The 21,252-nt window shown below is 73.5% G+C and carries 20 protein-coding genes and 1 riboswitch; of the genes, 9 read left to right on the top strand and 11 right to left on the bottom strand.

Annotation, left to right across the window (positions count from 1 at the left end; all coding sequences use genetic code 11):
- Positions 1-116: 116 nt before the first annotated feature.
- The gene (locus O7542_RS28340; protein ID WP_043328001.1) at positions 117-704 is read left to right on the top strand and encodes a DinB family protein; all 588 of its coding nucleotides are present in this window, start codon (positions 117-119) and stop codon (positions 702-704) included.
- A gap of 61 nt (positions 705-765) precedes the next feature.
- The gene (locus O7542_RS28335) at positions 766-1,734 is read left to right on the top strand and encodes a Gfo/Idh/MocA family oxidoreductase (RefSeq protein WP_209963458.1); all 969 of its coding nucleotides are present in this window, start codon (positions 766-768) and stop codon (positions 1,732-1,734) included.
- Positions 1,735-1,783: 49 nt separating this feature from the next.
- Here the strand turns inward: O7542_RS28335 and O7542_RS28330 are convergent, their stop codons facing one another.
- The 3 genes from O7542_RS28330 to O7542_RS28320 form a co-directional block, all read right to left on the bottom strand.
- Positions 1,784-2,788, bottom strand: a complete 1,005-nt coding sequence (locus O7542_RS28330) for an inorganic phosphate transporter (protein ID WP_030504472.1) — start codon at positions 2,786-2,788, stop codon at positions 1,784-1,786.
- A 4-nt stretch (positions 2,789-2,792) separates the two neighbouring features.
- Positions 2,793-3,419, bottom strand: coding sequence for a DUF47 family protein (locus O7542_RS28325; RefSeq protein WP_030504473.1), 627 nt, complete (start codon positions 3,417-3,419; stop codon positions 2,793-2,795).
- A 149-nt stretch (positions 3,420-3,568) separates the two neighbouring features.
- Positions 3,569-4,519, bottom strand: a complete 951-nt coding sequence (locus O7542_RS28320; RefSeq protein ID WP_281605442.1) for a PPK2 family polyphosphate kinase — start codon at positions 4,517-4,519, stop codon at positions 3,569-3,571.
- 170 nt (positions 4,520-4,689) lie between these two features.
- Here O7542_RS28320 and sigJ point away from each other — a divergent pair, with 170 nt between their 5' ends.
- Positions 4,690-5,643, top strand: a complete 954-nt coding sequence (gene sigJ / locus O7542_RS28315; protein ID WP_281605441.1) for an RNA polymerase sigma factor SigJ — start codon at positions 4,690-4,692, stop codon at positions 5,641-5,643.
- Between the two features lie 6 nt (positions 5,644-5,649).
- On the opposite strand, the gene O7542_RS28310 is transcribed toward sigJ, so the two are convergent.
- A complete protein-coding gene (locus O7542_RS28310; RefSeq protein ID WP_043327997.1) occupies positions 5,650-6,156 on the bottom strand; it encodes a DUF402 domain-containing protein in 507 nt (168 codons plus the stop codon).
- Positions 6,157-6,280: 124 nt separating this feature from the next.
- Between O7542_RS28310 and O7542_RS28305 the strand changes: the two genes are divergently transcribed.
- The gene (locus O7542_RS28305; protein WP_281605440.1) at positions 6,281-8,425 is read left to right on the top strand and encodes an ATP-dependent DNA helicase; all 2,145 of its coding nucleotides are present in this window, start codon (positions 6,281-6,283) and stop codon (positions 8,423-8,425) included.
- A 51-nt stretch (positions 8,426-8,476) separates the two neighbouring features.
- Here O7542_RS28305 and O7542_RS28300 read toward each other — a convergent pair whose 3' ends face one another.
- Entirely contained in the window at positions 8,477-9,775 is a 1,299-nt protein-coding gene (locus O7542_RS28300; protein ID WP_231915501.1) for an AI-2E family transporter, read from the bottom strand.
- 154 nt (positions 9,776-9,929) lie between these two features.
- Between O7542_RS28300 and O7542_RS28295 the strand changes: the two genes are divergently transcribed.
- Together O7542_RS28295 and O7542_RS28290 are read left to right on the top strand one after the other, a co-directional pair.
- A complete protein-coding gene (locus tag O7542_RS28295; RefSeq protein ID WP_043327996.1) occupies positions 9,930-10,277 on the top strand; it encodes a co-chaperone GroES in 348 nt (115 codons plus the stop codon).
- A gap of 93 nt (positions 10,278-10,370) precedes the next feature.
- Entirely contained in the window at positions 10,371-10,538 is a 168-nt protein-coding gene (locus O7542_RS28290; RefSeq protein WP_166457585.1) for a hypothetical protein, read from the top strand.
- Between the two features lie 4 nt (positions 10,539-10,542).
- Here the strand turns inward: O7542_RS28290 and O7542_RS28285 are convergent, their stop codons facing one another.
- Positions 10,543-11,979 (bottom strand): PrsW family intramembrane metalloprotease, encoded by a 1,437-nt coding sequence (locus O7542_RS28285; RefSeq protein WP_281605439.1) that lies wholly within the window; start codon positions 11,977-11,979, stop codon positions 10,543-10,545.
- A gap of 65 nt (positions 11,980-12,044) precedes the next feature.
- A riboswitch (SAM riboswitch) is annotated at positions 12,045-12,167 on the top strand.
- 48 nt (positions 12,168-12,215) lie between these two features.
- On the opposite strand from O7542_RS28285, the gene O7542_RS28280 reads away from it, so the two are divergent.
- A complete protein-coding gene (locus O7542_RS28280; RefSeq protein WP_281605438.1) occupies positions 12,216-13,478 on the top strand; it encodes an aminotransferase class V-fold PLP-dependent enzyme in 1,263 nt (420 codons plus the stop codon).
- A gap of 150 nt (positions 13,479-13,628) precedes the next feature.
- Here the strand turns inward: O7542_RS28280 and O7542_RS28275 are convergent, their stop codons facing one another.
- Together O7542_RS28275 and O7542_RS28270 are read right to left on the bottom strand one after the other, a co-directional pair.
- On the bottom strand, positions 13,629-14,813 hold the full coding sequence (locus tag O7542_RS28275) for a DDE-type integrase/transposase/recombinase (protein WP_083297081.1): 1,185 nt from the start codon (positions 14,811-14,813) through the stop codon (positions 13,629-13,631).
- Positions 14,814-15,170: 357 nt separating this feature from the next.
- Positions 15,171-16,430 carry an FUSC family protein gene (locus O7542_RS28270; protein WP_043327993.1) on the bottom strand — a complete coding sequence of 420 codons (1,260 nt, stop codon included), beginning with the start codon at positions 16,428-16,430 and terminating at the stop codon, positions 15,171-15,173.
- A gap of 68 nt (positions 16,431-16,498) precedes the next feature.
- Here O7542_RS28270 and O7542_RS28265 point away from each other — a divergent pair, with 68 nt between their 5' ends.
- Positions 16,499-17,134 (top strand): metal-dependent phosphohydrolase, encoded by a 636-nt coding sequence (locus O7542_RS28265; RefSeq protein WP_030502765.1) that lies wholly within the window; start codon positions 16,499-16,501, stop codon positions 17,132-17,134.
- Here O7542_RS28265 and O7542_RS28260 read toward each other — a convergent pair.
- The gene (locus tag O7542_RS28260; RefSeq protein WP_043330893.1) at positions 17,060-17,392 is read right to left on the bottom strand and encodes a DUF4031 domain-containing protein; all 333 of its coding nucleotides are present in this window, start codon (positions 17,390-17,392) and stop codon (positions 17,060-17,062) included. The genes O7542_RS28265 and O7542_RS28260 overlap by 75 nt on opposite strands.
- A 33-nt stretch (positions 17,393-17,425) precedes the next feature.
- On the opposite strand from O7542_RS28260, the gene O7542_RS28255 reads away from it, so the two are divergent.
- Positions 17,426-18,826 carry an FAD-linked oxidase C-terminal domain-containing protein gene (locus O7542_RS28255; RefSeq protein ID WP_281605437.1) on the top strand — a complete coding sequence of 467 codons (1,401 nt, stop codon included), beginning with the start codon at positions 17,426-17,428 and terminating at the stop codon, positions 18,824-18,826.
- Here the strand turns inward: O7542_RS28255 and O7542_RS28250 are convergent.
- Positions 18,823-19,332 (bottom strand): hypothetical protein, encoded by a 510-nt coding sequence (locus tag O7542_RS28250; RefSeq protein WP_069087818.1) that lies wholly within the window; start codon positions 19,330-19,332, stop codon positions 18,823-18,825. The genes O7542_RS28255 and O7542_RS28250 overlap by 4 nt on opposite strands.
- A 66-nt stretch (positions 19,333-19,398) precedes the next feature.
- Positions 19,399-21,216: a glycerol-3-phosphate dehydrogenase/oxidase gene (locus O7542_RS28245; protein ID WP_043330892.1), complete on the bottom strand. Its 1,818-nt coding sequence runs from the start codon at positions 21,214-21,216 to the stop codon at positions 19,399-19,401.
- Positions 21,217-21,252: the final 36 nt, after the last annotated feature.

Here is a 21,252-nt window from a genome sequence, read left to right as displayed (position 1 = left end):
GCGGGCGCAGCCGGAGCATCGGCGCGTGCGCTCAGCCGTGCGCCGCTGGACCGCGGCGCAGCCACCGGCAGGCACGGGGCAGCGTGCGCCGGCCGCGCCTGGCAGGGTGGTGACCTGTGATCGACGACTTCGCGAAGCAGTATCTGCACAACGACCTGCGTCAGATCCGCGAGGTGCTGTTGTGGAAGCTCGACGGGCTGTCCGAGTACGACGTGCGCCGCCCCCTGACCGCGTCCGGCACCAACCTGCTCGGCCTGGTCAAGCACCTGGCGTTCACAGAGGCCCGGTACTTCGGCGAGGTGTTCGGCAGGCCGTTCCCGGAACCGCTGCCCCGGTGGGACGATCCGGACCCGGACGGCGCCGACATGTGGGCGACCGAGCACGAGACCCGCGAGGAGGTGATCGGCCGCTACCGACGGGCGTGGGAGCACGCGGACGCGACCATCGAGGCCCTCCCCATCGACGCGCCCGGCCACGTGCCGTGGTGGCCCCGCCCCGACGTCAAGCTGTTCAACGTCATGGTCCACGTGCTGGCCGAGACCAACCGGCACGCCGGGCACGCCGACATCCTGCGGGAACAGCTCGACGGCTCGACCGGGGCATGGGCCGCGTACGCGCACCTGGAACCCGACCGGCCGACGCTGGCGACGCGGCGGGCGACGATCGAACTGGCCGCCCTGGCCGTCGCCGACACCCCCCGCTGAGCCGTCCCGACCGGTGGATCACCCTGCCGGTCCCGCAGCGGGAAGGGATAGCGTGCCGGGCATGACGCGTTGGGGAATCCTGGCCACCGGAAACATCGCCGCCCGCTTCGCCGAGGACCTGCGGCTGGTGCCGGACGCCGAACTGGTCGCGGTCGGTTCGCGTACCCGGGAGAGCGCCGAACTGTTCGCGCGCCGGCACGACGTGCCGCGGGCGTACGCCTCGTGGGCGGAACTGGCCGCGGACCCGGACGTGGACGCGATCTATGTGGCCACCCCGCACGCGGCGCACCACGAGGCGGCGCTGGCGTGCCTGGCCGGCGGCAAGGCCGTGCTGGTGGAGAAGCCGTGCACGCTGGACCTGCCGACCACCACCGAGCTGGTGGAGACGGCCCGTGCCCGGGGCCTGTTCCTCATGGAGGCCATGTGGATGCGGACCAACCCGCTGATCCTGCGCGTGCTGGAGCTGATCCGGGACGGCGCGATCGGCGAGGTGACGCACGTACGGGCGGACTTCGGCGTGGCCGGCCCGTTCCCGCCGGAGCACCGGATGCGGGCCCGCACACTCGGCGGCGGCGCGCTGCTCGACCTCGGCGTCTATCCGCTGAGCCTGGCCCACCTGGTGCTCGGCGTGCCGCAGCACGTGCAGGCGTGGGCGAAGCTGACCCCGGAGGAGGTGGACGAGAACACCGGCATGGTGCTCGGCTGGGACTCCGGCGCGGTGGCGACGCTCAGCTGCGGCATGGTCGGCGCGACAGCGATCACCGCGTCGATCACCGGCACGACCGGCCGGATCGACCTGCCCGAGCTGTTCTTCCGGCCCGCGCACGCCGTGCTGCACCGGGCCGGCGCCGAGCCGGAGACGATCCCGGCGGACCTGACCGGCGGCGGCTACCAGTACGAGGCGATCGAGGTGCAGCGCTGCCTGGCGGCCGGGCTGACCGAGAGCCCGCTGGTGCCGCACGCCGCCACGCTCGAGGTGATGGGCCTGATCGACGACATCAAGGCCCGGATCGGCGTCTCCTACGCGTGAGGGGTTCCCCGCCACGGCGGGGAACCCCTCGACGTCGTTGCGCGGGAGCTCAGAACAGGGGGCGGACCAGCAGGTACGCGAGGCAGGCGATCGCGGCGGCGGCCGGGAACGTGATGATCCAGGCGATCACGATGTTGCCGGCCACGTTCCAGCGCACCGCGGAGAGCCGTTTCGTCGCGCCCACACCCATGATCGCCGAGGTGATCGTGTGCGTGGTGGAGATCGGCGCCTTGAGCACGAGCGCGTTGAAGTAGAGCACCGCGCTGGCCACGGTCTCGGCCGCGAAGCCCTCCGCCGGGCCGAGGTCGATGATCTTCCGGCCGAGCGTCCGGATGATCCGCCAACCACCCGCGTACGTGCCGGCGGCCAGCATCGCCGCGGAGGTCCAGAAGACCCAGCCCGGGATGTGGGTCTTGCTCTCCTGGAAGCCACCGGTGTAGAGCGCCAGCACGATGATGCCCATGGTCTTGGCGGCGTCCTGCATGCCGTGGCCGACCGACATGGCGGCGGCAGACGCGGTCTGCGCCCAGCGGAAGCCGCGGCTGAGCTTGCCCGGCTGCCCCTTCCGGAACAGCCACATGATCGCCAGCATCACCAGGAAGCCGAGCACCAGGCCGACCACCGGCGAGAGCACCATCGGGATGAGGACCTTCTCGATGATGGTGCCCCACTGGACGATGCCGTCGGCGGCGAACAGGGTCGCGCCGACCAGGCCGCCGAAGAGGGCGTGCGAGGAGGAGGACGGCAGGCCGAAGTACCAGGTGATCAGGTTCCAGATGATCGCGCCCAGCACGCCGGCGAAGACCACGCCGAGGCTCTCCACCCCGGTCGGCAACGTGACCAGGCCGTCGCCGACCGTCTTGGCGACGCCGGCGCCGAAATGCGCGCCGACGAAGTTGCCGACGGCGGCCAGCGCCAGGGCGATCCGGGGAGTCAGCGCCCGGGTCGAGATGCTGGTGGCGATCGCGTTCGCCGCGTCGTGGAAGCCGTTCGTGTAGTCGAACGCCATGGCGACCGCGATCACCGCCAGCACGGCGATGAGTTCGGGACTCACTGGATCAGGACTCCTTGACCGCGATGGTCTCGACGGTGTTGGCGACGTGCTCGAAGGCGTCGCAGGCGGCCTCCAGCTCGTCGGCCACCTCCTTCATCTTCAGCACCGTGAGCGCGTCGTACTCACCGGAGAAGAGGCGTACCAGCAGCATCCGGTACGCCTGGTCGCCGTCGTTCTCGAGCCGGTTGCACTCGATCCAGTAGTCCTCAAGATCCTTCATCGACTTCAGCCGGGGCATCGCCTCGGCGGTGAGCTTGGCCTGCAGGTCGAGCACGTTGACCAGCTCGTGCAGCTCACGCGGAAGGGACGGGAGCTTGGTCAGGCCGTACAGGTAGAGCAGATTGCCGACCGCCTCCAGGTGGTCCATCACGTCGTCGAGCAGCGAGCCCAGCCGGTAGATGTCCTCCCGGTCGAACGGCGTGATGAACGTGGAGTTGATCTTCTTGTAGAGCTCGTGCGTGATCTGGTCGCTGTCGTGCTCGATGTCGGTCAGCCGCTCGCTGATCGACTGCACGTCGGCGCCGGGCAGACCCAGCTCGTTGAGCAGGTCGGTCCCCTTGACCAGGTTCTGCGCGGCCCTGGTGAAGAGCTCGTAGAAGGCGCCCTCGGTGGGACGGAAGGAAAACTTCACAGCACGGACCTCGTCGTGTCGGTGGAAGGGTGGCCGTCGCCGCCCGGGCGTCTGCATTGCGCATGCTAGGGATCGCGTCCAGGCGGCTTTCGATCGGCCCACCCCTGGTCAAGCCCGATTCACCGCTCGTTCACCTTCCGTTCACCTGATCACCCGCCGAGTTGGCTCCGTAACCGGTCACGCTCCCGTTCAACGTCGAAATCGGCAGGCGGATACCCCAGATGCAACTCGTCGAACGTCTCGCGCAGCAGGTGGGCTACCGCCCAGTCCCGGTACCACTTGCGGTCCGCCGGGACCACGAACCAGGGCGCGTCGTCGGCGCCGCACCGCTCGATCGCCTCGGCGTACGCCGCCTGGTAGTCGTCCCATCGTGCCCGGGTGTCCAGGTCACTGGGGTTGTACTTCCAGAACTTCGTCGGGTCGGTCAGCCGCTGCATCAGCCGCTCGCCCTGCTCCGCGTACGAGATGTGCAGCATGACTTTGATCACGGTCACCGCCTGCTCGGCCAGTTCCCGCTCGAAGTCGTTGATGATCGCGTACCGGGACCGCCAGGTCGCCTCGTCGACAAGCCCTTCGACCCGGGCGATCAGCACGTCCTCGTAGTGCGAGCGATTGAACACGCCCACGTACCCGGGCGGCGGCAGCGCCCGGCGTACCCGCCACAGGAAGCCGTGCCGCAGCTCCTCCTCGGTGGGCGGCCCGAACGAGCGGATGTGCAGCCCGAGCGGGTTCATCGCGCCCGCCACCCGCTTCACCGTGCCGTCCTTGCCGCCGCAGTCCATCGCCTGGAGCACCAGCAGCAGCCGGCGCGGCCGGCCCTCACCGAGCCCCGCGCCCGCCTGGGCCGGCGCGCTCGTGGCACCGCCCGGTCCGGCGGCGCCCTGCGCCGAGGCGTACAGCATCTCCTGCTGCCGCCCCAGTTCCGCGCCGACCAGCTCGACCTGGGCACGTGCCCACTCCTTGCGCGCGGGCCCGCGCCCCGCCACCGCCGGCAGCCCGGGCGTCGACCGGGGGTCGATCGCCGCCAGATCCACCGCCCCCGGCCCCACCCGCAGCAGTTCCCGCATCGGCCCGCCCTCGGGCCCCACCACCTCACTCATCCCCCGATCCTCACCCCCGAAGCCCTTTCCCGCCCGCCCCACCCCGCTGATCTTGCAGTTGCGGCCCCTGGTGCATCCGGAAAGCGGCTTTTGCCGGGGCGGCAAGCGCAAGATCGGCGCGGGTGGGCGGCGGGGTGCCGGGGCGGGTGGTGGGGCGGGAGAATGGGTGGGTGGATGAACGTACGGGGGAGTTCGAAGCGGAGCGGGGGCATCTGCTGGCGGTCGCGCGGCGGATGCTCGGCAGCCGCAGCGAGGCCGAGGACGCCGTCCAGGAGACCTGGCTGCGCTTCTCCGGCGCGTTGAGCGACCCCGAGCAGCGCGCCCGCGTACGCGATCTGCGCGGTTGGCTCATCACCACCTGCTCGCGGATCTGCCTGGACGTGCTCCGCTCCGCCCGGGTGCGCCGGGAGGCGTACCCGGGTCAGTGGCTCCCCGAGCCGATGGTGACCACCGTGCCGGCGGCGGACGGGTTCGCGCCCGACCCGGCCGAGCGGGCGGTACGCGCCGACCAGATCGGCACCGCGCTGCTGGTGGTGCTGGAACGGCTGACGCCGGAGCAGCGGGTGGCGTTCGTGCTGCACGACGTGTTCGCGGTGCCGTTCTCCGACGTGGCGGACGTACTGGCGGTCACGCCGGAGGCGGCGCGTCAACTCGCGTCGCGGGCCCGGCGGGCGGTGCACCGGCCGGACGCGCCGCAGCACAGCGCCGACCTCGCCGAGCAGCGACGGGTACTCACCGCGTTCGTCGCCGCCGTGGAGTCCGGCGAGCTGGAGCAGTTGGTCCGGGTGCTCGCACCCGACGTGGTGGCGATCGGCGACTCCGGCGGCCACTTCCCGGCGGCCCGCCAGCCGGTGGTCGGCGCGGAGGCGGCCGGTCGCCTGCTCCTCGGCCTGTTCAACCAGGCCCGCAAGTGGGGCGCGATGCGGGTCCGGCCGGTGGTGGTGGACGGCACGCTGGGCTGGCAGTCGGAGGTCCCCTACCGGGACGGGCGGACCATGCGGATCGTCACCTCGTTCGCCGTCCACGAGGGGCGGGTCACCGGGGTGTTCAACCAGCTCAACCCGGACAAGGTCGGCGAGCTGCCGCCGCTGGGGCCGGACGCCGCCTGGCCGCCGCGCTGGTGAGCCGGCTCAGACCACCAGCGCCAGCCACTTCCGGTACGACGTGGCGAACGGCTCGGTGCCGTCGCCGAGCGCGCCGAGCAGCCAGCGGGCGGCCGCCTCGGCCTCGGTGACCACGTCGTCCGGGTAGCCCCAGCGGGCCCGGTGCTCGGCGAACTCGTCCTCGTCGCGCAGCTCGACCACTGCGGTCTCGCGGCGGCGCACCACGTCAAGGTCGAGGTCGATCAGGTGGACCGTCTCCGCGCCCTCCCAGCGGGCCGGGGTGGCGATGTCGCAGTAGACCTCGCTGGTGCGCGGCGGCGGGTTGAACATGCCGGTCCACCAGCCGTGGTGGGGCACCAGCAGGACGAACGGGATCTGCTCGACGGACGGGCGGCCGTGGTAGACGGATTCGGTGCCGGCGGGCACGCCGAGCCAGACGCCGAGATCGTCCTCGGCGAGGCGGCGGGCCGGGTAGTCGCGGTGGGCGCTGCCGTCGTACTTGCGGTAGATCACGCGGACCACGTCGCTCGGCATGCCTGGCACCCTAACCGATTCCGGCCACGCCACGCGATCGGGAGGTAACCGGACGCGACCCGCCGTCCCGCCACGCCGCCGGAGCGACCGGACCCCCGTCGGTGCCGGCGGGTACGGTCGCACGGTGACCCCGTCCCGCACCGCCACCGGCCCGGCCGTCCCGAAGAAGCGCCGCAGTGGTCGCGCCGGCGCCGGGGAGCTGCTGACCGCCGCGGTGGGCGCGGTTCCCGGCGGCGCGGCCCGGCCCGGTCAGCAGCAGATGGCCGAGGCGATCGAGCGCAGCATCGCCTCCGGCGAGCACCTGTTGGTGCAGGCCGGCACCGGCACCGGCAAGTCCCTGGCCTACCTCGCGCCGGCGCTGACGGTGGACGGGCCGGTGGTGGTCTCCACCGCCACGCTGGCGTTGCAGTCCCAGCTGGTCGAGCACGACCTGCCCCGGCTGGCCGACGCGGTCGAGCCGGTGCTGGGCCGGCGCCCCACGTTCGCCGTGCTGAAGGGTCGCCACCACTATCTGTGCCTGGCGAGGTTGGACAGCTCGGTCGAGGACGAGCCGGACGACGCGCTCTTCGACGCGCCGCGCCCCGGCAACGGCGGCACCAAGTGGCTCGGCGAGGCGGGCCGCCTGGGCAAGCAGGTGCAGCGGCTGCGTGACTGGGCCGAGGAGACCGCCACCGGCGACCGGGACGAGCTGGATCCGGGCGTGGACGACCAGGTGTGGCGCACCGTCTCCATGCCGGCGCGCGAGTGCGTGGGCGCGAGCCGCTGCCCGTTCGGCCAGGAGTGCTTCGCCGAGGCGTCCCGGGCGCGCGCCCGCGAGGCGGACATCGTGGTGACCAACCACAGCCTGCTCGCCGTCGACATGCTCGCCGGTCGGCACATCGTGCCGCCGCACAAGCTGCTGGTGGTGGACGAGGCGCACGAGCTGGCCGACCGGGTCTCCTCGGCGGCCCAGGCCGAGCTGGTGCCGGAGCTGATCGACAGGTCCACCCGCCGGGCCCGGCCGCTGCTGCGCCCGGACCTGGCCGAGCGGCTCACCGAGGCCGGTGACGCCCTCGCCGTGGGGCTGGCCGAGGCGCCGGCCGGGCGGCTCACCGCCGGTCTGCCGCCCGCGCTGCGCGAGGCGTGCACGCTGCTGGACTCGGCGACCCGGGCCGCGCTGGAGGCGATCGGCGACGTGAAGTCCGACGACCCCGACCCGGTACGCAAGCAGCAGGCCAAGGCGGTGCTGGACGAACTGTCCACCACCGCCCAGCGGCTGCTGGAGGAGGCCGACCACGACGTCGCCTGGGTCGAGAAGCCGGACAACGGCAGCCGCCGGGCACTCGTGGTCGCGCCGCTGTCGGTCGCGGGCACGCTCGCCACCCACCTGTACGACGAGCGCACGGTCGTCGCCACCTCGGCGACGCTGGCGCTGGGCGGCCGCTTCGACACGGTGGCCCGGGCGCTGGGGCTGGACGCGCCGCCGCCCGCCCCGCCGTCCCCGGCCGCCGCCGCGATCGCCACCGCTGCCGCCGCGGGCCGCACCCCGGTCACGCCGCCGGTGGCCGCTGCCGAGGGCAGCCGGGCGTCGATCGGCACCGTGCCGGCCACCGAGGGGCCGGGCTGGAGTTCGCTGGACGTCGGCTCGCCGTTCGACTACGCCCGGCAGGGCATCCTGTACGTGGCCGCGCATCTGCCCCGCCCCAGCGTCTCCGGGCTGCCCGGGCCGGCCGGTGAGGAGCTGCTGGCGCTGGTCGGGGCGCTCGGTGGTCGTACCCTCGGGCTCTTCTCGTCGCGACGGGCCGCGCAGCAGGCGGCGGAGCTGGTCCGCGCGCGGACCGACCTGCCCGTGCTGCTGCAGGGCGAGGAGGCGCTGCCGCTGCTGGTGCGCCGGTTCCGCGAGGTGCGGGAGAGCTGCCTGTTCGGGGTGATGTCGCTCTGGCAGGGGGTGGACGTGCCGGGCGACGCCTGCCAGCTCGTGGTGATCGACAGGTTGCCGTTCCCCCGGCCGGACGAGCCGCTCGCCGCGGCGCGCGCCGCGGCGGTGGACGCCGGTGGCGGCTCGGGTTTCGCGGCGGTGAGCGTGCCGATCGCGGCGGTCCGGCTGGCCCAGGGCGTCGGCCGGCTGATCCGGGCCACCGGCGACCGGGGCGTGGTGGCGGTGCTCGACTCGCGGCTGGAGACGGCGCGCGGGTACGGCCCGTTCCTGCGCCGTTCGCTGCCGCCGTTCTGGTACACGACCCGGCCCGAGGTGGCCCGGGGCGCGCTGGAACGGCTCGCCAAGAGCTGACGCCCGCGCCTCCCCGGGCGGGGCGACACGGGCGTCAGGGGGTCGTGCGGGTCAGGGCGCCTGGGAGGCGACCACCACCGCGTCCGGTGGGGTGTCCGGCACGGTACGCGCGGCGAGCCGCCGGACCGCGGTGTTGAGCACGGCGATCAGCGGCACCGCGACCAGCGCGCCGGCGATGCCGGCCAGCACCACGCCCGCGGCGATGCCGATGATCACGGCGAGCGGGTGGATGGCCACCGCCCGGCCCATGATCAGCGGCTGGAGCACGTGGCCCTCGACCTGCTGCACCCCGACCACCACGCCGAGGATGATCAGCGCGGTCACCGGGCCGCTGTCGACGAGCGCGACCAGCACTGCCACCACGCCGGACAGGAACGCGCCGACGATCGGGATGAACGCGCCCAGGAAGACCAGCGCGGCCAGCGGGAACGCGAACGGGATGTCGAACAGCACCAGGAAGATGCCGATGCCGACCGCGTCGATGAAGGCGACCAGCACGGTGGCCCGCACGTACGCGCCGAGCGTCGCCCAGGACGCGCGACCGGCGTCGTCGACCTTCCAGCGGGCCGCGACCGGCAGCAGCCGGACCAGGAACCGCCAGATGGAGTTGCCGTCACGCAGGAAGAAGAACGTGGCGAACAGCACGAGCACGGTGCCGGTGAGCACCTCGGCCAGCGTGGCGGCGGTGCTGAGCGCACCGCTGGTGAACCGCTCGGTGTTGCCGTTGATCCAGTTCTGCGCCTCGTTGATGTAGCGGTCGAGCTGGCTGTCGGACAGGTGCAGCGGGCCGGTCTTGAACCAGTCCTGGATCTGCCGGATGCCCTGCGAGGACTTCTCGCTCAGCTCCGGTACGCCCTTGATGAACTCGTTGACCACCAGCGTCAGCGTGCCGACCACGGCGGCCAGGCCGCCGACGAGCACCACACCGGTGGCCAGGGAGCGGGGCAGGCGGGCCCGGAGCAGCCAGCCGACCGCCGGGGCGAGCAGCGCGGAGAGCAGCAGCGCGACGGTCAGCGGGATGATCACGATGCTGATGGTGCCGATGATCTTGATGAGCGCCCAGGTCACGATGCCGATCACGATCAGCCGCCAGCACCACGCGGCGGTGATCCGCAGCGCGTGCGGCACCTCGGTGTCGTCCCGGCTCACAGTCGAGGAGTGCATCGCGGCCGGCGGCTCGACGCCCACCACAGTCGCCTCCGGCGACGCCGACGGTCCCGGTGACGCGGGCGAGGCCACTCCTGCCTCCCCCGGCGCCGCTTCCGGGTCGGCCCGGCGGGTCCGGGCGGCCTCCCGGCCCGACTCGTACGCGCGGCGGAGCCGTCCGCGCATCCGCTCGAAGCGGCTCAAGCGCACCTCCGGCAAAGTCGGCCCCACCACGTCGCAGGGGGCACAGGATACGTCTGCTCGCCCCACCCTAGGGCGGCTCGGCCACACATTGCCCGCCCGGCGCTCCTGCGAACCACGGCGGAATCGACAGCCGGGCACGCGGTAGCGTCTTCGCGTGACCGCCGACCAGAGTCTCGACGCCGGGCTGCCGATCCGCCTGCTGCACGACCGCGTGCTGGTACGCACCGAGGGCGCCGAGGGCGAACGCCGCTCCACCGCCGGCATCGTGATCCCCGCGACCGCCGCCGTGGGCAAGCGGCTGGCCTGGGCGACAGCCGTCGGCGTCGGGCCGAACGTCCGCTCGATCGTGGCCGGCGACCGGGTGCTCTTCGACCCGGACGACCGCTCCGAGGTCGAGTTGCACGGGCGGGCGTACGTGCTCCTGCGCGAGCGGGACGTGCACGCCGTGGCGGCCGAGCGGGTGGAGAGCACCGCCGCCGGCTCCACCGGTCTCTACCTCTGATCCGGCTCTCCACCCTCTGACCCGGCATCGGCGCCGTTTGCGGCGCTTCCCGGCGGGAAGCCCAGGCACCTGAGCGCCCTGGGGAGGGACACCATGCCGGTAGTGATCAAGAAGATCCTCGCCTGGGGATTCCTCGCGTTCCTGATCTACTTCATGGCGTTCCGTCCGGACGGGGCCGCGCAGGTGTTCAGGGGGATCGGGGCCGCGCTCATGGCGATCGCCCAGGGGCTCGGCGACTTTCTGACCGGCCTGATGAGCTGACCCGTCAGCGCCCGGGATGCCAGGGCGCGCCCGGGCCGTGCCAGCCGCCCGGGCCGTAGCCGGGCGGCGGGTACGCGGGCGGCGCGGCGAGCACCACCGGGATCGGCACCACCGGGTCGTCGGGCGCCTCCACCGGGCGCTGCGAACCGTCCGGGAACCGCAGGTGGTAGCGCTGACCGTCCCAGACCCCGACCGGCGCCTGCGGGTCCCGGCCGACGAAGAACGACCGGTACGCGGAGATCGCCTCCAGCAGTTCCCGTTCCTCCCGCGCTGTCCGTTCCCGCTCGGCGGGTTTGCGGTCCAGTCCCCGGCGCATGCCGTCGCGCAGCAGCGCGAGCCGGGTCGCGGCGAACTGGTAGCCGCGCATCGCCTTCACCCCGCCGTCACCGGCGACCCGCCGGGCCCACGTACGCGCCGCGTGCCGGCGACCCAGGCTGCCCAGCGCGGCCACCTCGGGCGGGGTGAGCCAGCCCGCCCGCACGTAGTCCGGCAGCGTGCGCTCGGTGAGGCGGCCCTCCCAGGCGCGCAGCCAGATCGCCAGCCCCACCATGGCGAAGAAGATCGGCACCATCACGCCGATGTACCCGTAGAGCACGATCACCGTCTGCCCGGTGGCCTGGGCCAGCGAGGGCAGCAGGTTCCAGGTGCCGTGCAGGATCATCGCCAGCAGCAGGCCGGCCAGCGGGGCGAGCACCCGTACCCGCCGGTCGGCGGTACGCGCCGCGACGCCCAGCCCGACGCCGGTCATCGAGGTGAACAGCGGGTGGGCGAAGCCGAACAGCAGGATCCGGACGATGAAGATCGCGATCACCTGCTGCGCGCCGGTGGCCGGGCCGTACTGCTCCACGCCGGTGCGGTAGCCGTACCCGCCCAGGTAGAGGATGTTCTCGACCATGGCGAAGCCGACCGCGGAGAGCCCGCAGTAGACCAGGCCGTCGGTGATCCCGGAGAACTCCCGGCGCCGGAAGATCAGCACCAGGAGCGGGCCCGCCGCCTTGGTCAGCTCCTCGATGAACGGGGCGACGAGCACCGCTGTCAGCGCGGCGGGCAGCCCCAGGTCGTCGAACAGCCGCGCGCCGGTCTCGTTGACCAGCAGCGAGATCGCGGTGGAGACGAAGGCGCCCCACGCGAAGCAGAAGATCAGGTATTTCAGCGGCTCCGGCTCGTAGCGGTCGAGCCACAGGAAGCAGGAGACCAGCACCGGCACCGGCAGGATCGCCGCGACCAGGCCCACCAGCAGCGCCTCGGCGCCGAGGCTCTCGCCCAGCGTGAAGACCATGAACAGCGCGCCGGCCGCGATCAGCAGCACCACACCGGCCAGCGCGAGGAAGCGCCGCCAGCCGAGCCGGCGCAGCGGCATCCGGGGCGTCGGCGCCCCCGGCGACGGGGCGGCGGGCGCGGGCGGCGGCGGCAGGGCTCCGCCGGGCGGGGTGTCGGCCATGCGGTCAGCGTAGTCACCCGCGACCCACTGGTCCGGGCCGAACGCTACGGCTATGCTCCCGAACAGGTCACGAGCGCCAGCGTCAAGCCCCGGCTTGCTGGCCGGCAACCCTCGTCGAGGTTCGCGGTGGGGTGCCCCGGGTGATGACCGGGCCCAGCGCCGCGCCGCGTGCTGGGCAAGCGCGGACCCCGTCCCGGCACCACCCGGGGTCCACCTGTGACCCGGGAGGCTCCGGCATGACCCTCACTCTCGTACCCCCGTCGCCAGTGCTGCCCGCGCCGGTCCGGCCCGACCCGCTCGGCGTGCTCGGCGTACCGGGGGAGATCAACCTGGACCACGCCGCCAGCGCGCCGTGCGCGCGGGCCGCGGCCGACGCGGTGGCCGGGCTCCTTCCCTGGTACGCGAGCGTGCATCGCGGCGCGGGCGCGCTGTCCCGGCGCTGCACGCTCGCCTACGAGCAGGCCCGGCAGACCGTCGGCGACTTCCTCGGCGCCCGCCCCGACGACCACGTGATCTTCACGCGGAACACCACAGACGCGCTGAACCTGCTGGCCCGTGCGCTGCCCGCGGGCACCACGGTGATCACGTTCGGCGGCGAGCACCACGCCAACCTGCTGCCCTGGCCGCGCGGCTCGGTACGCCTGCCGGTGCCGGACAGCCCGGCCGGCGCGGTCCGGTCCCTCGCGGCGGCGCTCGGCGAGCTGGCCCGCGACGCCCGGCCCGGCCTGCCGGTGCTGGTCGCGGTCACCGGCGCCGGCAACGTCACCGGCGAGGTGTGGCCGGTCGCCGAACTGGCCCGGGTCGCGCACCGGCACGGCGCCCGCATCCTGGTCGACGCCGCGCAGCTCGCCCCGCACGCCCCGGTCGACCTGGCCGCGCTGGACGTGGACTACGTGGCGCTGTCCGGCCACAAGCTGTACGCCCCGTTCGGCGCGGGCGTGCTCGCCGGGCGGGCGGACTGGCTGGACGCGGCCCCGCCGTACCTGGCCGGTGGCGGCGCCACCAGCCACGTCGGCGCGGCCACGCACGAGGTGCGGTGGACCACCGGCCCGGCACGGCACGAGGCCGGCACCCCGAACCTGCTCGGCGCGGTGGCGCTGGCGGCGGTCTGCGCCGCGCTCGGCGAGGCCGACCGGCAGGCGCTGCACGTACGGGAACAGGCGCTGCTGACCCGGCTGCGCCGCGGCCTCGCCACGCTGCCCGACGTGGTCGAGCTGCGCATGTTCGGCCCGGACGCGCCCCGGGTGGGGATCGTCAGCTTCGTGGTCGCCGGGCGGGACTCGGCCGACGTGGCCGCGCATCTGGCGAGCCGGCACCGGATCGGGGTACGGGACGGCCTGTTCTGCGCCCACCCGCTGACCCGTCGCCTGCTGGCCGAGGCCGCCGCCCGTACCGGCCGCACCGACCTGCCCCCGACCGCCCTGCGCGCCAGCCTGGGCCTGGGCACCACCGAGCCCCAGGTCGACGCCCTCCTGACCGCCCTGTCCCACCTCCCCTAACCCAACCCCCTCCCCCTCCCCCTCCCCCTTCCGCCCAAGAGCAACCGGCCCGTCCGCACCCACGACAGCCAGAGATCTTGGTACGGGGACGCCCCGGTGGGGGCTGTCATGTCCCGGGACATGTGTCAACGGGAAGTCCCGATAGATGTGTCAGGGGTTGTGGATCGTGGGGGTGGGGGTGAGGGGGATGTAGTTCTTGTCGGGGTTGAGGTGGAGGTAGCCGATGGGTTGGCCGTCGGGGTGGTAGATGGTGACGTGGTTGTTGTCGCGGATGGCGGTGACGGTGGTGCCGGCGTGGGTGGTGCCGACGCTGGTGCGGTGTCCGGCGACGGCGATGGCGCCGTTGCTGGCGACGGGGCAGTGGTGCAGGGTGGCGTCGGTTTGCAGGGGTGGGCTGGTGGGTCCGCCGAGGGTGGGTGCGTGGGTCCAGGCGTGGGCGGGTGTGGTGCGGTGGGGTAGGGCGCTGTGGCGGCGTTGGGTGTTGTAGTAGCGGCGGTAGGTGTCCAGGAGTGTTTGCAGGGCGGTGAGGGTCTGTGGTGGGGGTTGGGTGCTCAGCCATTTTTTGAGGGTTTGGTGGTGGCGTTCGACCTTGCCGCAGGTTTGTGGGTGGTAGGGGCTGGAGTTGATCGGGCGGGTGCCGTGGTCGATCAGGGTCTGCACGAAGGTGGAGATTGATCCGGGTCGGGTGCGGCGGCTGGTGAACGCGATGCCGTTGTCGCTGAGCACGATGGCCGGCACGCCGTAGGCGGTGAACGCCTGTCTGATCGCGGTGATCGCGGCTCGGGCGGTCTCCGCGGCGGCGGCGTGGCAGGCGACCAGGGTGCGGGTGCAGTCGTCCAGGACGTCGAAGACGACGACAGTGCGGCCGTCGGCGAGTTTCACTTCGGTGGCGTCGATCTGATAGCAGTCGCGGGGCCGGGCATAGCTGAAACGCCGCCACGAGCTACGCGGTCGTTTAGCCGGAGTAGCCACGAGCAGGTCATGCCGGGCCAGCACCCGGTTGACCGTCGAGCGTGACGGCACCGACCAGGACGCGTCGGTGCGCCGGCGCACATCGTCCAACGCGTCTCGGATGAAGTCAGCCCCGTTGTCCGGGCCCAGTTCAGCGCGCAGTTTGCAGATCCACGCGTCCACCTCCGGCGGCGTGACCCGCGGACTGGTACGCGGCCGCCGGGATCGTTCCTGCCACTGACCCTCGGCCCGGATACGTGCGCGGTGCCGGTACACCGTGCGCACCGACACCCCGTGCTCACGCGCGAACTCGGCCGCGTTCACCCGAACCCCCGCCGCCAGCAGCGCGTCCAGCAGGTTCATCACATGCCGCCGAGAAGCCATGCCCGGCAGCACATACCACCCGACCCAAGATCCCTACCACGTGACACATGTATCGGGACTTCAACGCTGACAGATGTCATGGGACTGAACAGCCCCGGTGGGGGCGTCCCCGTACCAAGATCTCGCCCCCTCGGGGGCCCCATCGGGGCGATCATGAAGTTAGCGGTAACAGAAAGCGCTTTCCCGCCAGCCAACTTCATGATCAGCCGGCCCTATGGAGGTGATCAAGGAGTTTGGGTCCGAGTTGACCTCCGGGAGGGACACAAACTCCTTGATCAACGCGGCGGGCAGGAGGCGGGGCGGGCCAGGCGGGGCAGGGCGGGCAGGCGGCGGGCCGGGCGGCGGGACGGGGACGGGTCAGCCGACTGGGGGGGCTGTGGGAGGGTGGGCGGCGGGGTTGCGGTCGGTGGGTGGGCCGGTGCGGTGCTCCTTCTCGCCGAACGCCTGCCGGACCAGGCGGTTCGCCTCCTCCTGCTCGATACCGGAGGCCACCATCAGGTCGCTCGCCGTGGTACGCACCTGCGCGATCACCACGCTGCCGGAGAAGCCGACCCCCTCGGCGTACGCCCGGCCGGCCTCGCTCACCGCGCGCAGCGACCGTTCGCGGGCCTCCTGCGGCTCCTGCCCGGCGGCGAACTCATGGCGGAGCAGGCGCACCGACTCGGCCAGATGACCGATCGCGTCCGGCATCGGCTCGGGGGCCGGTTCGTCGTCCTCGATCATGGTGACCGCGCGGCGGATCAGCGTGCCGGTGTTGCGCATGGCCCGGTCGATGGGGTCGGCCGCCTCCGCGTAGTGGGTCAGCTCGCCGCGCCGGTGCCAGCGGGCCGGGGACAGCGTGCTGGTCTCCTTGGCGCCCTCGATCGCCTCGGAGAGGGCGGCCAGTTCCTCCTTGTTCTCCCGCAGCCGGAACAGCGCGCGCTGGGCCGCCTCCCGGTCCTGGTTTCGCAGCGCCTCGGCGCAGGCGTCGAGCTGGTCGGCGAGGAGGTCCAGCGCGGGCCGGGCGGCCCGGTTGATCACCCGTAGCGGGTTGAGCGGCAGCAGGATGGCGGTGACGAGCAGCGCGATGCCGCCACCGAGTAACGCGTCGATGAAGCGGGGGAATTCCAGGTTCTCGGTGGACGGGCTGAGCGTCACGATCAGCACCGCGGTGGCCGCGGCCTGGATCACGATCGCCACGCTCGCCCCGGCGAAGATGCTCAGCAGGATCGCCGAGGTCACCACGAGCGCGAGCTGCCAGGCGCCGGTGCCGACGAAGTAGATGAGCGCGTCGCCGACCAGCACGCCGACGGCCACGCCGGCGATCAGCTCGACCGTACGCCGGAACCGCTGCCCCACCGAGGCGGCGAGCGTGCCGACGGCGGAGATCGGGGCGAAGACCGGCTGGGGGTTCTTCAGCAGCCGGTGCGAGATCAGGTACGCCAGGCCGGCGGCGAGCCCGGCCTGCACCGCCAGGCCGAACGCGGTCCGGACCCGGTGCAGCCGGTCGTGCAGGGTCGCCTTGCCCCGGTGCCGCAGCTCCTCCATCGCGGAGGCGATCCGCTGCCCGTCGCGGTCGGCCCGCCCCTCACGCAGCTTTCCGCGACGCAAGAACTGCAGTCGTCCGTCCCGGGCCATGGCCGGTACTACCCGTACCGCCCCGGCTGAATCCCTCTACCCGGGCCGAAGGGGGCAGACTGCATCCGATGGACGACCTGACGGCACGGTGGCGGGAGACGGCGCGGGCGGCGGGCGCGACCGATCCGGCGGCTGTCGAGCGGGCCGGCGCCCGGCTGCTGGCGGGCTGGCGGGAGCCGCACCGGCGCTACCACGACGAGGCGCACCTGCGGGCGGTGCTCGACGTGGTCGACGCGTACGCCGGGCTGGCCCGCGACCCCGACCTGGTCCGGCTCGCGGCGTGGTGCCACGACGCGGTCTACGACCCGCGCGCGGCGGGTGACGCCAACGAGCGGGCCAGCGCCGACCTCGGCGGCGAGCTGCTGGCCGCCGCCGGGCTCCCGGCCGCGACGGTGACCGGGGTACGCCGCCTGGTGCTGCTCACCGCCGGTCACGCGGTCGGGCCGGACGACCCGGACGGCGCGCTGCTCTGCGACGCGGACCTGGCGGTGCTGGCGGCCCCGGCGGAGCGCTACGACAGGTACGCCGCCGCGATCCGCGCCGAGTACGCGCACGTGCCCGACCCGGACTTCCGCGCCGGCCGGTCGGCGGCGCTGCGGCACCTGCTCGCGCTGCCGGCGCTGTACCGGCTACCCGAGCCGCACGCCCGCTGGGAGTCCCGCGCCCGGGCCAACCTGTCCCGGGAGCTGGCCGCGCTGGCCTGAGAAGCGGTGCTTCGGACGGCGCAGGCCGGTGTCCCGCAGCAGCCGGACGATCTCCCGCGAGGGCACGACAGTCGCGCCCAGCCACACCGCCGCCCGGAACCGTTCGGCGGGCACGTCGTAGTGGTCCCGGTCGAAGCCGCGCCGGGGCGCGCCGAGCATCTCCGCGAACGCGTGCAGCTCGGCGTACGAGACGTCGCTGATCAGGTGCGACCAGAGCCGGCCGCGCCAGGGCACGGCGGGCGGGTCCAGGTAGAGCACGGCAACAGACGGTACGCCGGTAGCCTTCCCGGCATGGCCGCCCATCCCCTCCTCGACGACCTGCGGGGCGCGCTCGGCGACGCCGCCGTGCTGACCGACCCGGACCTGCTGGCCGGGCACGCCCGCGACGAGGCCGACCTGTGCGACTCGGGCGTCCCGCTGGTGGTGGTCCGGCCCCGTGACACCGAGGGCGTGGTGGCGGTGGTCCGGGCGGCGGGGCGGCACGGCGTACCGGTGGTGCCGCAGGGCGCGCGGACCGGGCTGGCCGGCGCGGCGAACGCGGTGGACGGCGCGGTGGTGGTGAGCACCGTGGCGATGAACCGGGTCCGCGAGATCGACCCGGTCGGCCGGATCGCCGTGGTGCAGCCCGGCGTGGTCAACGCGGCGCTCGCCCGCGCGGTGCGGGAGCACGGCCTCTGGTATCCGCCGGATCCCGGCTCGTGGGAGTCGTCCACGGTCGGCGGCAACGTGGCCACCAACGCCGGTGGCATGTGCTGCGTGAAGTACGGCGTGACCGGCGAGTACGTGCTGGGCCTGGAGGTGGTGCTCGCCTCCGGCGAGGTGCTGCGCACCGGGCGACGTACCGCGAAGGGGGTCGCCGGGTACGACCTGACCCGGCTCTTCGTCGGTTCGGAGGGCACACTCGGCGTGATCACCGAGGTGACAGTGGCGTTGCGTCCGGCCCCGGAGCAGTCACTGACCCTGGTCGCGCTCTTCCCCACGGTGGCCACGGCCGGTGGCGCGGTCGCCGGGATCGCCGGGCGGGGGCTCACCCCGAGCCTGCTGGAACTGCTGGACCGGACCCATCTGCGGGCGATCGAGGCGTACCGGCCGATGGGTCTGCGCACTGATGCCGAGGCGCTGCTGCTGGCAGCGGTGGACACCGGCGCCCGGGCCGCCGACGACCTGGCCCGGCTGGCCGAGGTGTGCACGGCGGCGGGCGCCGACGAGGTCTACGCGGCCGGCGACGCGACCGAGGCGGCGGCGCTGCTGCAGGCCCGGCGGCTGGCCCACCCGGCGATGGAGCGGTTCGCGGCGCAGACCTACCCCGGCGGCAACGGTGGCCTGGTCATCGACGACGTGGCGGTGCCGCGCGCCCGGCTGGCGGAACTGCTGGACGGGGTGGCCCGGATCGCCGAGGCGTGCCGGGTGCCGATCGGCGTGGTCGGTCACGCGGGCGACGGCAACATGCACCCGAACATCGTGGTCGACCGGGCCGACCCGGACAGCCTGGCCCGGGGGCGGCGGGCCTTCGACGAGATCATGGCGCTCGGGCTGGAACTGGGCGGCACCTGCACCGGGGAGCACGGCGTGGGGCTGCTCAAGCGGGACTGGCTGGCCCGCGAGATCGGCCCGGTGGGCGTACGGGTGCACCAGGCGATCAAGGGGGCGCTGGACCCGGCCGGGCTGCTCAACCCCGGCAAGGTGTTCTAACCCTTGTCCTCGGCGGGCGTGGCCTGGGTGACGAGCAGCAGCACGTCGTAGGCCACCTTCGGCTTCGGCTCGCCCGGGCAGTCCTGGATGGTGACGGTCAGGCCGGGCGGGACGAGCAACGTCGAGGTCAGCACGCCGATGCAGCCCTGCTTGTAGCCGCGGGCCTCGTCGGTCTCCTTCGCCAGCGCCGGGTCGGCGAGCATCCGCTGGAGCCGCCGGCTCTGCTCGGGGCTCAGCGTGCCGGTGGCGTCCACGCCGTCACCGGCGCAGTCGCGGCACTGCCAGCGGCCGGACGGGTCCACGTCGAGGTGGCGGATCGGGCCCTCGTCGCCGAGCTTCTGCACCAGGGAGACGCGCTTGCCGGCCGGGGTGGGGCTGGCTGTTCCCGCTGCTCCGGGCGCGGTGGCGCCTTCGGCCCGGCCGAAGGCGCATCCGGTCAGAGCGGTCGCCAGCAGGACGGCAGCGGACAGGGCGGGGACGCGCGACGACCATGATGGGCGGACCACGCGGGGAAACCTACACTTCCGTAGGTAGCGCGCACTAGCGGCCGAGCGGCCCGGGGTGGGGATCCCCTACCTGGGGGAGGCCGGAAGTTCAACGCCCGGGCCGTCGGTCCCTCGGTCTGCTGCGAAACCACGCACATCGGGCGCGCCGAGGCGGGCCGCGTCGGCGGCGATGTCGTCCGTCATGAGCTGCGACTCCCGCTCGGCCAGCACCCGCGCCCGGTAGTGGGCCACCTCCCGGTCCCGGGTCGCCGCGTCCCAGCCGAGCACCGCGCCCATCAACTCCGCGGCGTGCTCCGCCGACTCCAGACCGCGGTGGCTGGTCTCGATCGAGATCCGGGTACGCCGGGTGAGCACGTCCTCCAGGTGCAGCGCGCCCTCGGCGCGGGCGGCGTACGTCACCTCGGCGGCGAGGTACTCCGGCGCGCCGGCCAGCGGCGAACCGAGCAGCGGATCGGCGTCGACCAGGGCGAGCAGGTCCAGCGTGAGGTTGCCGTATCGCTCCAGCAGGTGCTCGACCACGCCGACCGCGACTCCGTGCCGGCGGGCCAGGTCGGCCCGGTCCCGCCACAGGGCCGCGTACCCGTCGGCGCCCAGCAGCGGCAGGTCGGCGGTACGCGAGGGGCGGGTCCGGCCGAGCCGGTGCATCGCGCGGTCGACCACGTCCGACGCCATCACCCGGTAGGTGGTGTACTTGCCGCCGGCCACCAGCAGCAGGCCGAGCATCGGCTCCACCACGGCGTGCTCGCGGGACAGCTTCGAGGTGGAGTCCGCCTCGCCGGCCAGCAGCGGGCGCAGCCCGGCGTAGACGCCCTCGATGTCGGCGGTGGTCAGCGGCCGGTCCAGCACCGTGTTGACCTGGGAGAGCAGGTATTCGATGTCGCTGGCGGTCGCGGCCGGGTGGGACCGGTCGAGTTGCCAGTCCGTGTCGGTGGTGCCGATGATCCAGTGCCCGCCCCAGGGGATCACGAAGAGCACGCTCGTGGCGGTACGCAGGATCAGGCCGGTCTCGCCGACGATCGCCGAGCGGGGCACCACCAGGTGCACTCCCTTGGAGGCCCGGACCCGCAGCTTCGGGCGGAGCCCGACGTCGTTGAGCATCCGCGACATGTCGTCGCTCCACACGCCGGTGGCGGCGATCACGGTGCGCGCGCGTACCTCGAACTCGGCGTCCGGCGAGCCGGCCGGCGCCTCCAGATCGCGTACCCGCACGCCGGTGACCTCGCGGGCCTGGCGGGTCAGGCCGACCGCGCGGGCGCTGGTCACCACCGTCGCGCCGAGGCTCGCCGCGGTACGCGCCAGCGTCACCACGAGACGGGCGTCGTCGACCTGACCGTCGTAGTAGCGGATCGCGCCGGCCAGCTTGTCCGGACGCAGGCTCGGGAAGATCCGGCGGGTGCCCTCGCGGCTCAGGTGCCGGTGCAGCGGCATCCCCCGCCCGCCGCCGAAGACCCCGGCGAACGCGTCGTACGCGGCCACGCCGAGCCCGTAGTAGGAGCGGCGGAAGAACCGCCGGGGCAGGTCCCGCGCGCCGCCCTCGGCGGGCAGCGGAACCAGGATCGGCACGGGGCGGACCAGGTGCGGGGCGAGCCGGGTGGCGAGCAGTCCGCGTTCGGTCAGCGCCTCGTGGACCAGGTGGAACTCCAGCTGCTCCAGGTAGCGCAGGCCGCCGTGGATCAGCTTGCTGGACCGGCTGGAGGTGCCGGCGGCGTAGTCGCGCGCCTCCACCAGGGCGACCTTCAGCCCGCGGGACGCGGCGTCGAGCGCGGCGCCCGCTCCGGTCACCCCGCCGCCGATGACCAGGACGTCGAACCGCTCGGCCCGGAGCCGGCGCAGGTCGTCGGCGCGGCGCTCGGCGGAGAGCTGGCCGGCCACGGATCGGGACACGTTGGGGTCGCGCACCCGTCCACGGTAACCGTCCGG

This window comes from Micromonospora sp. WMMC264 (assembly GCF_027497275.1).
Classification (GTDB): Bacteria; Actinomycetota; Actinomycetes; order Mycobacteriales; family Micromonosporaceae; genus Micromonospora; species Micromonospora chalcea.
This window is presented reverse-complemented; position numbering and strand designations above follow the sequence as displayed.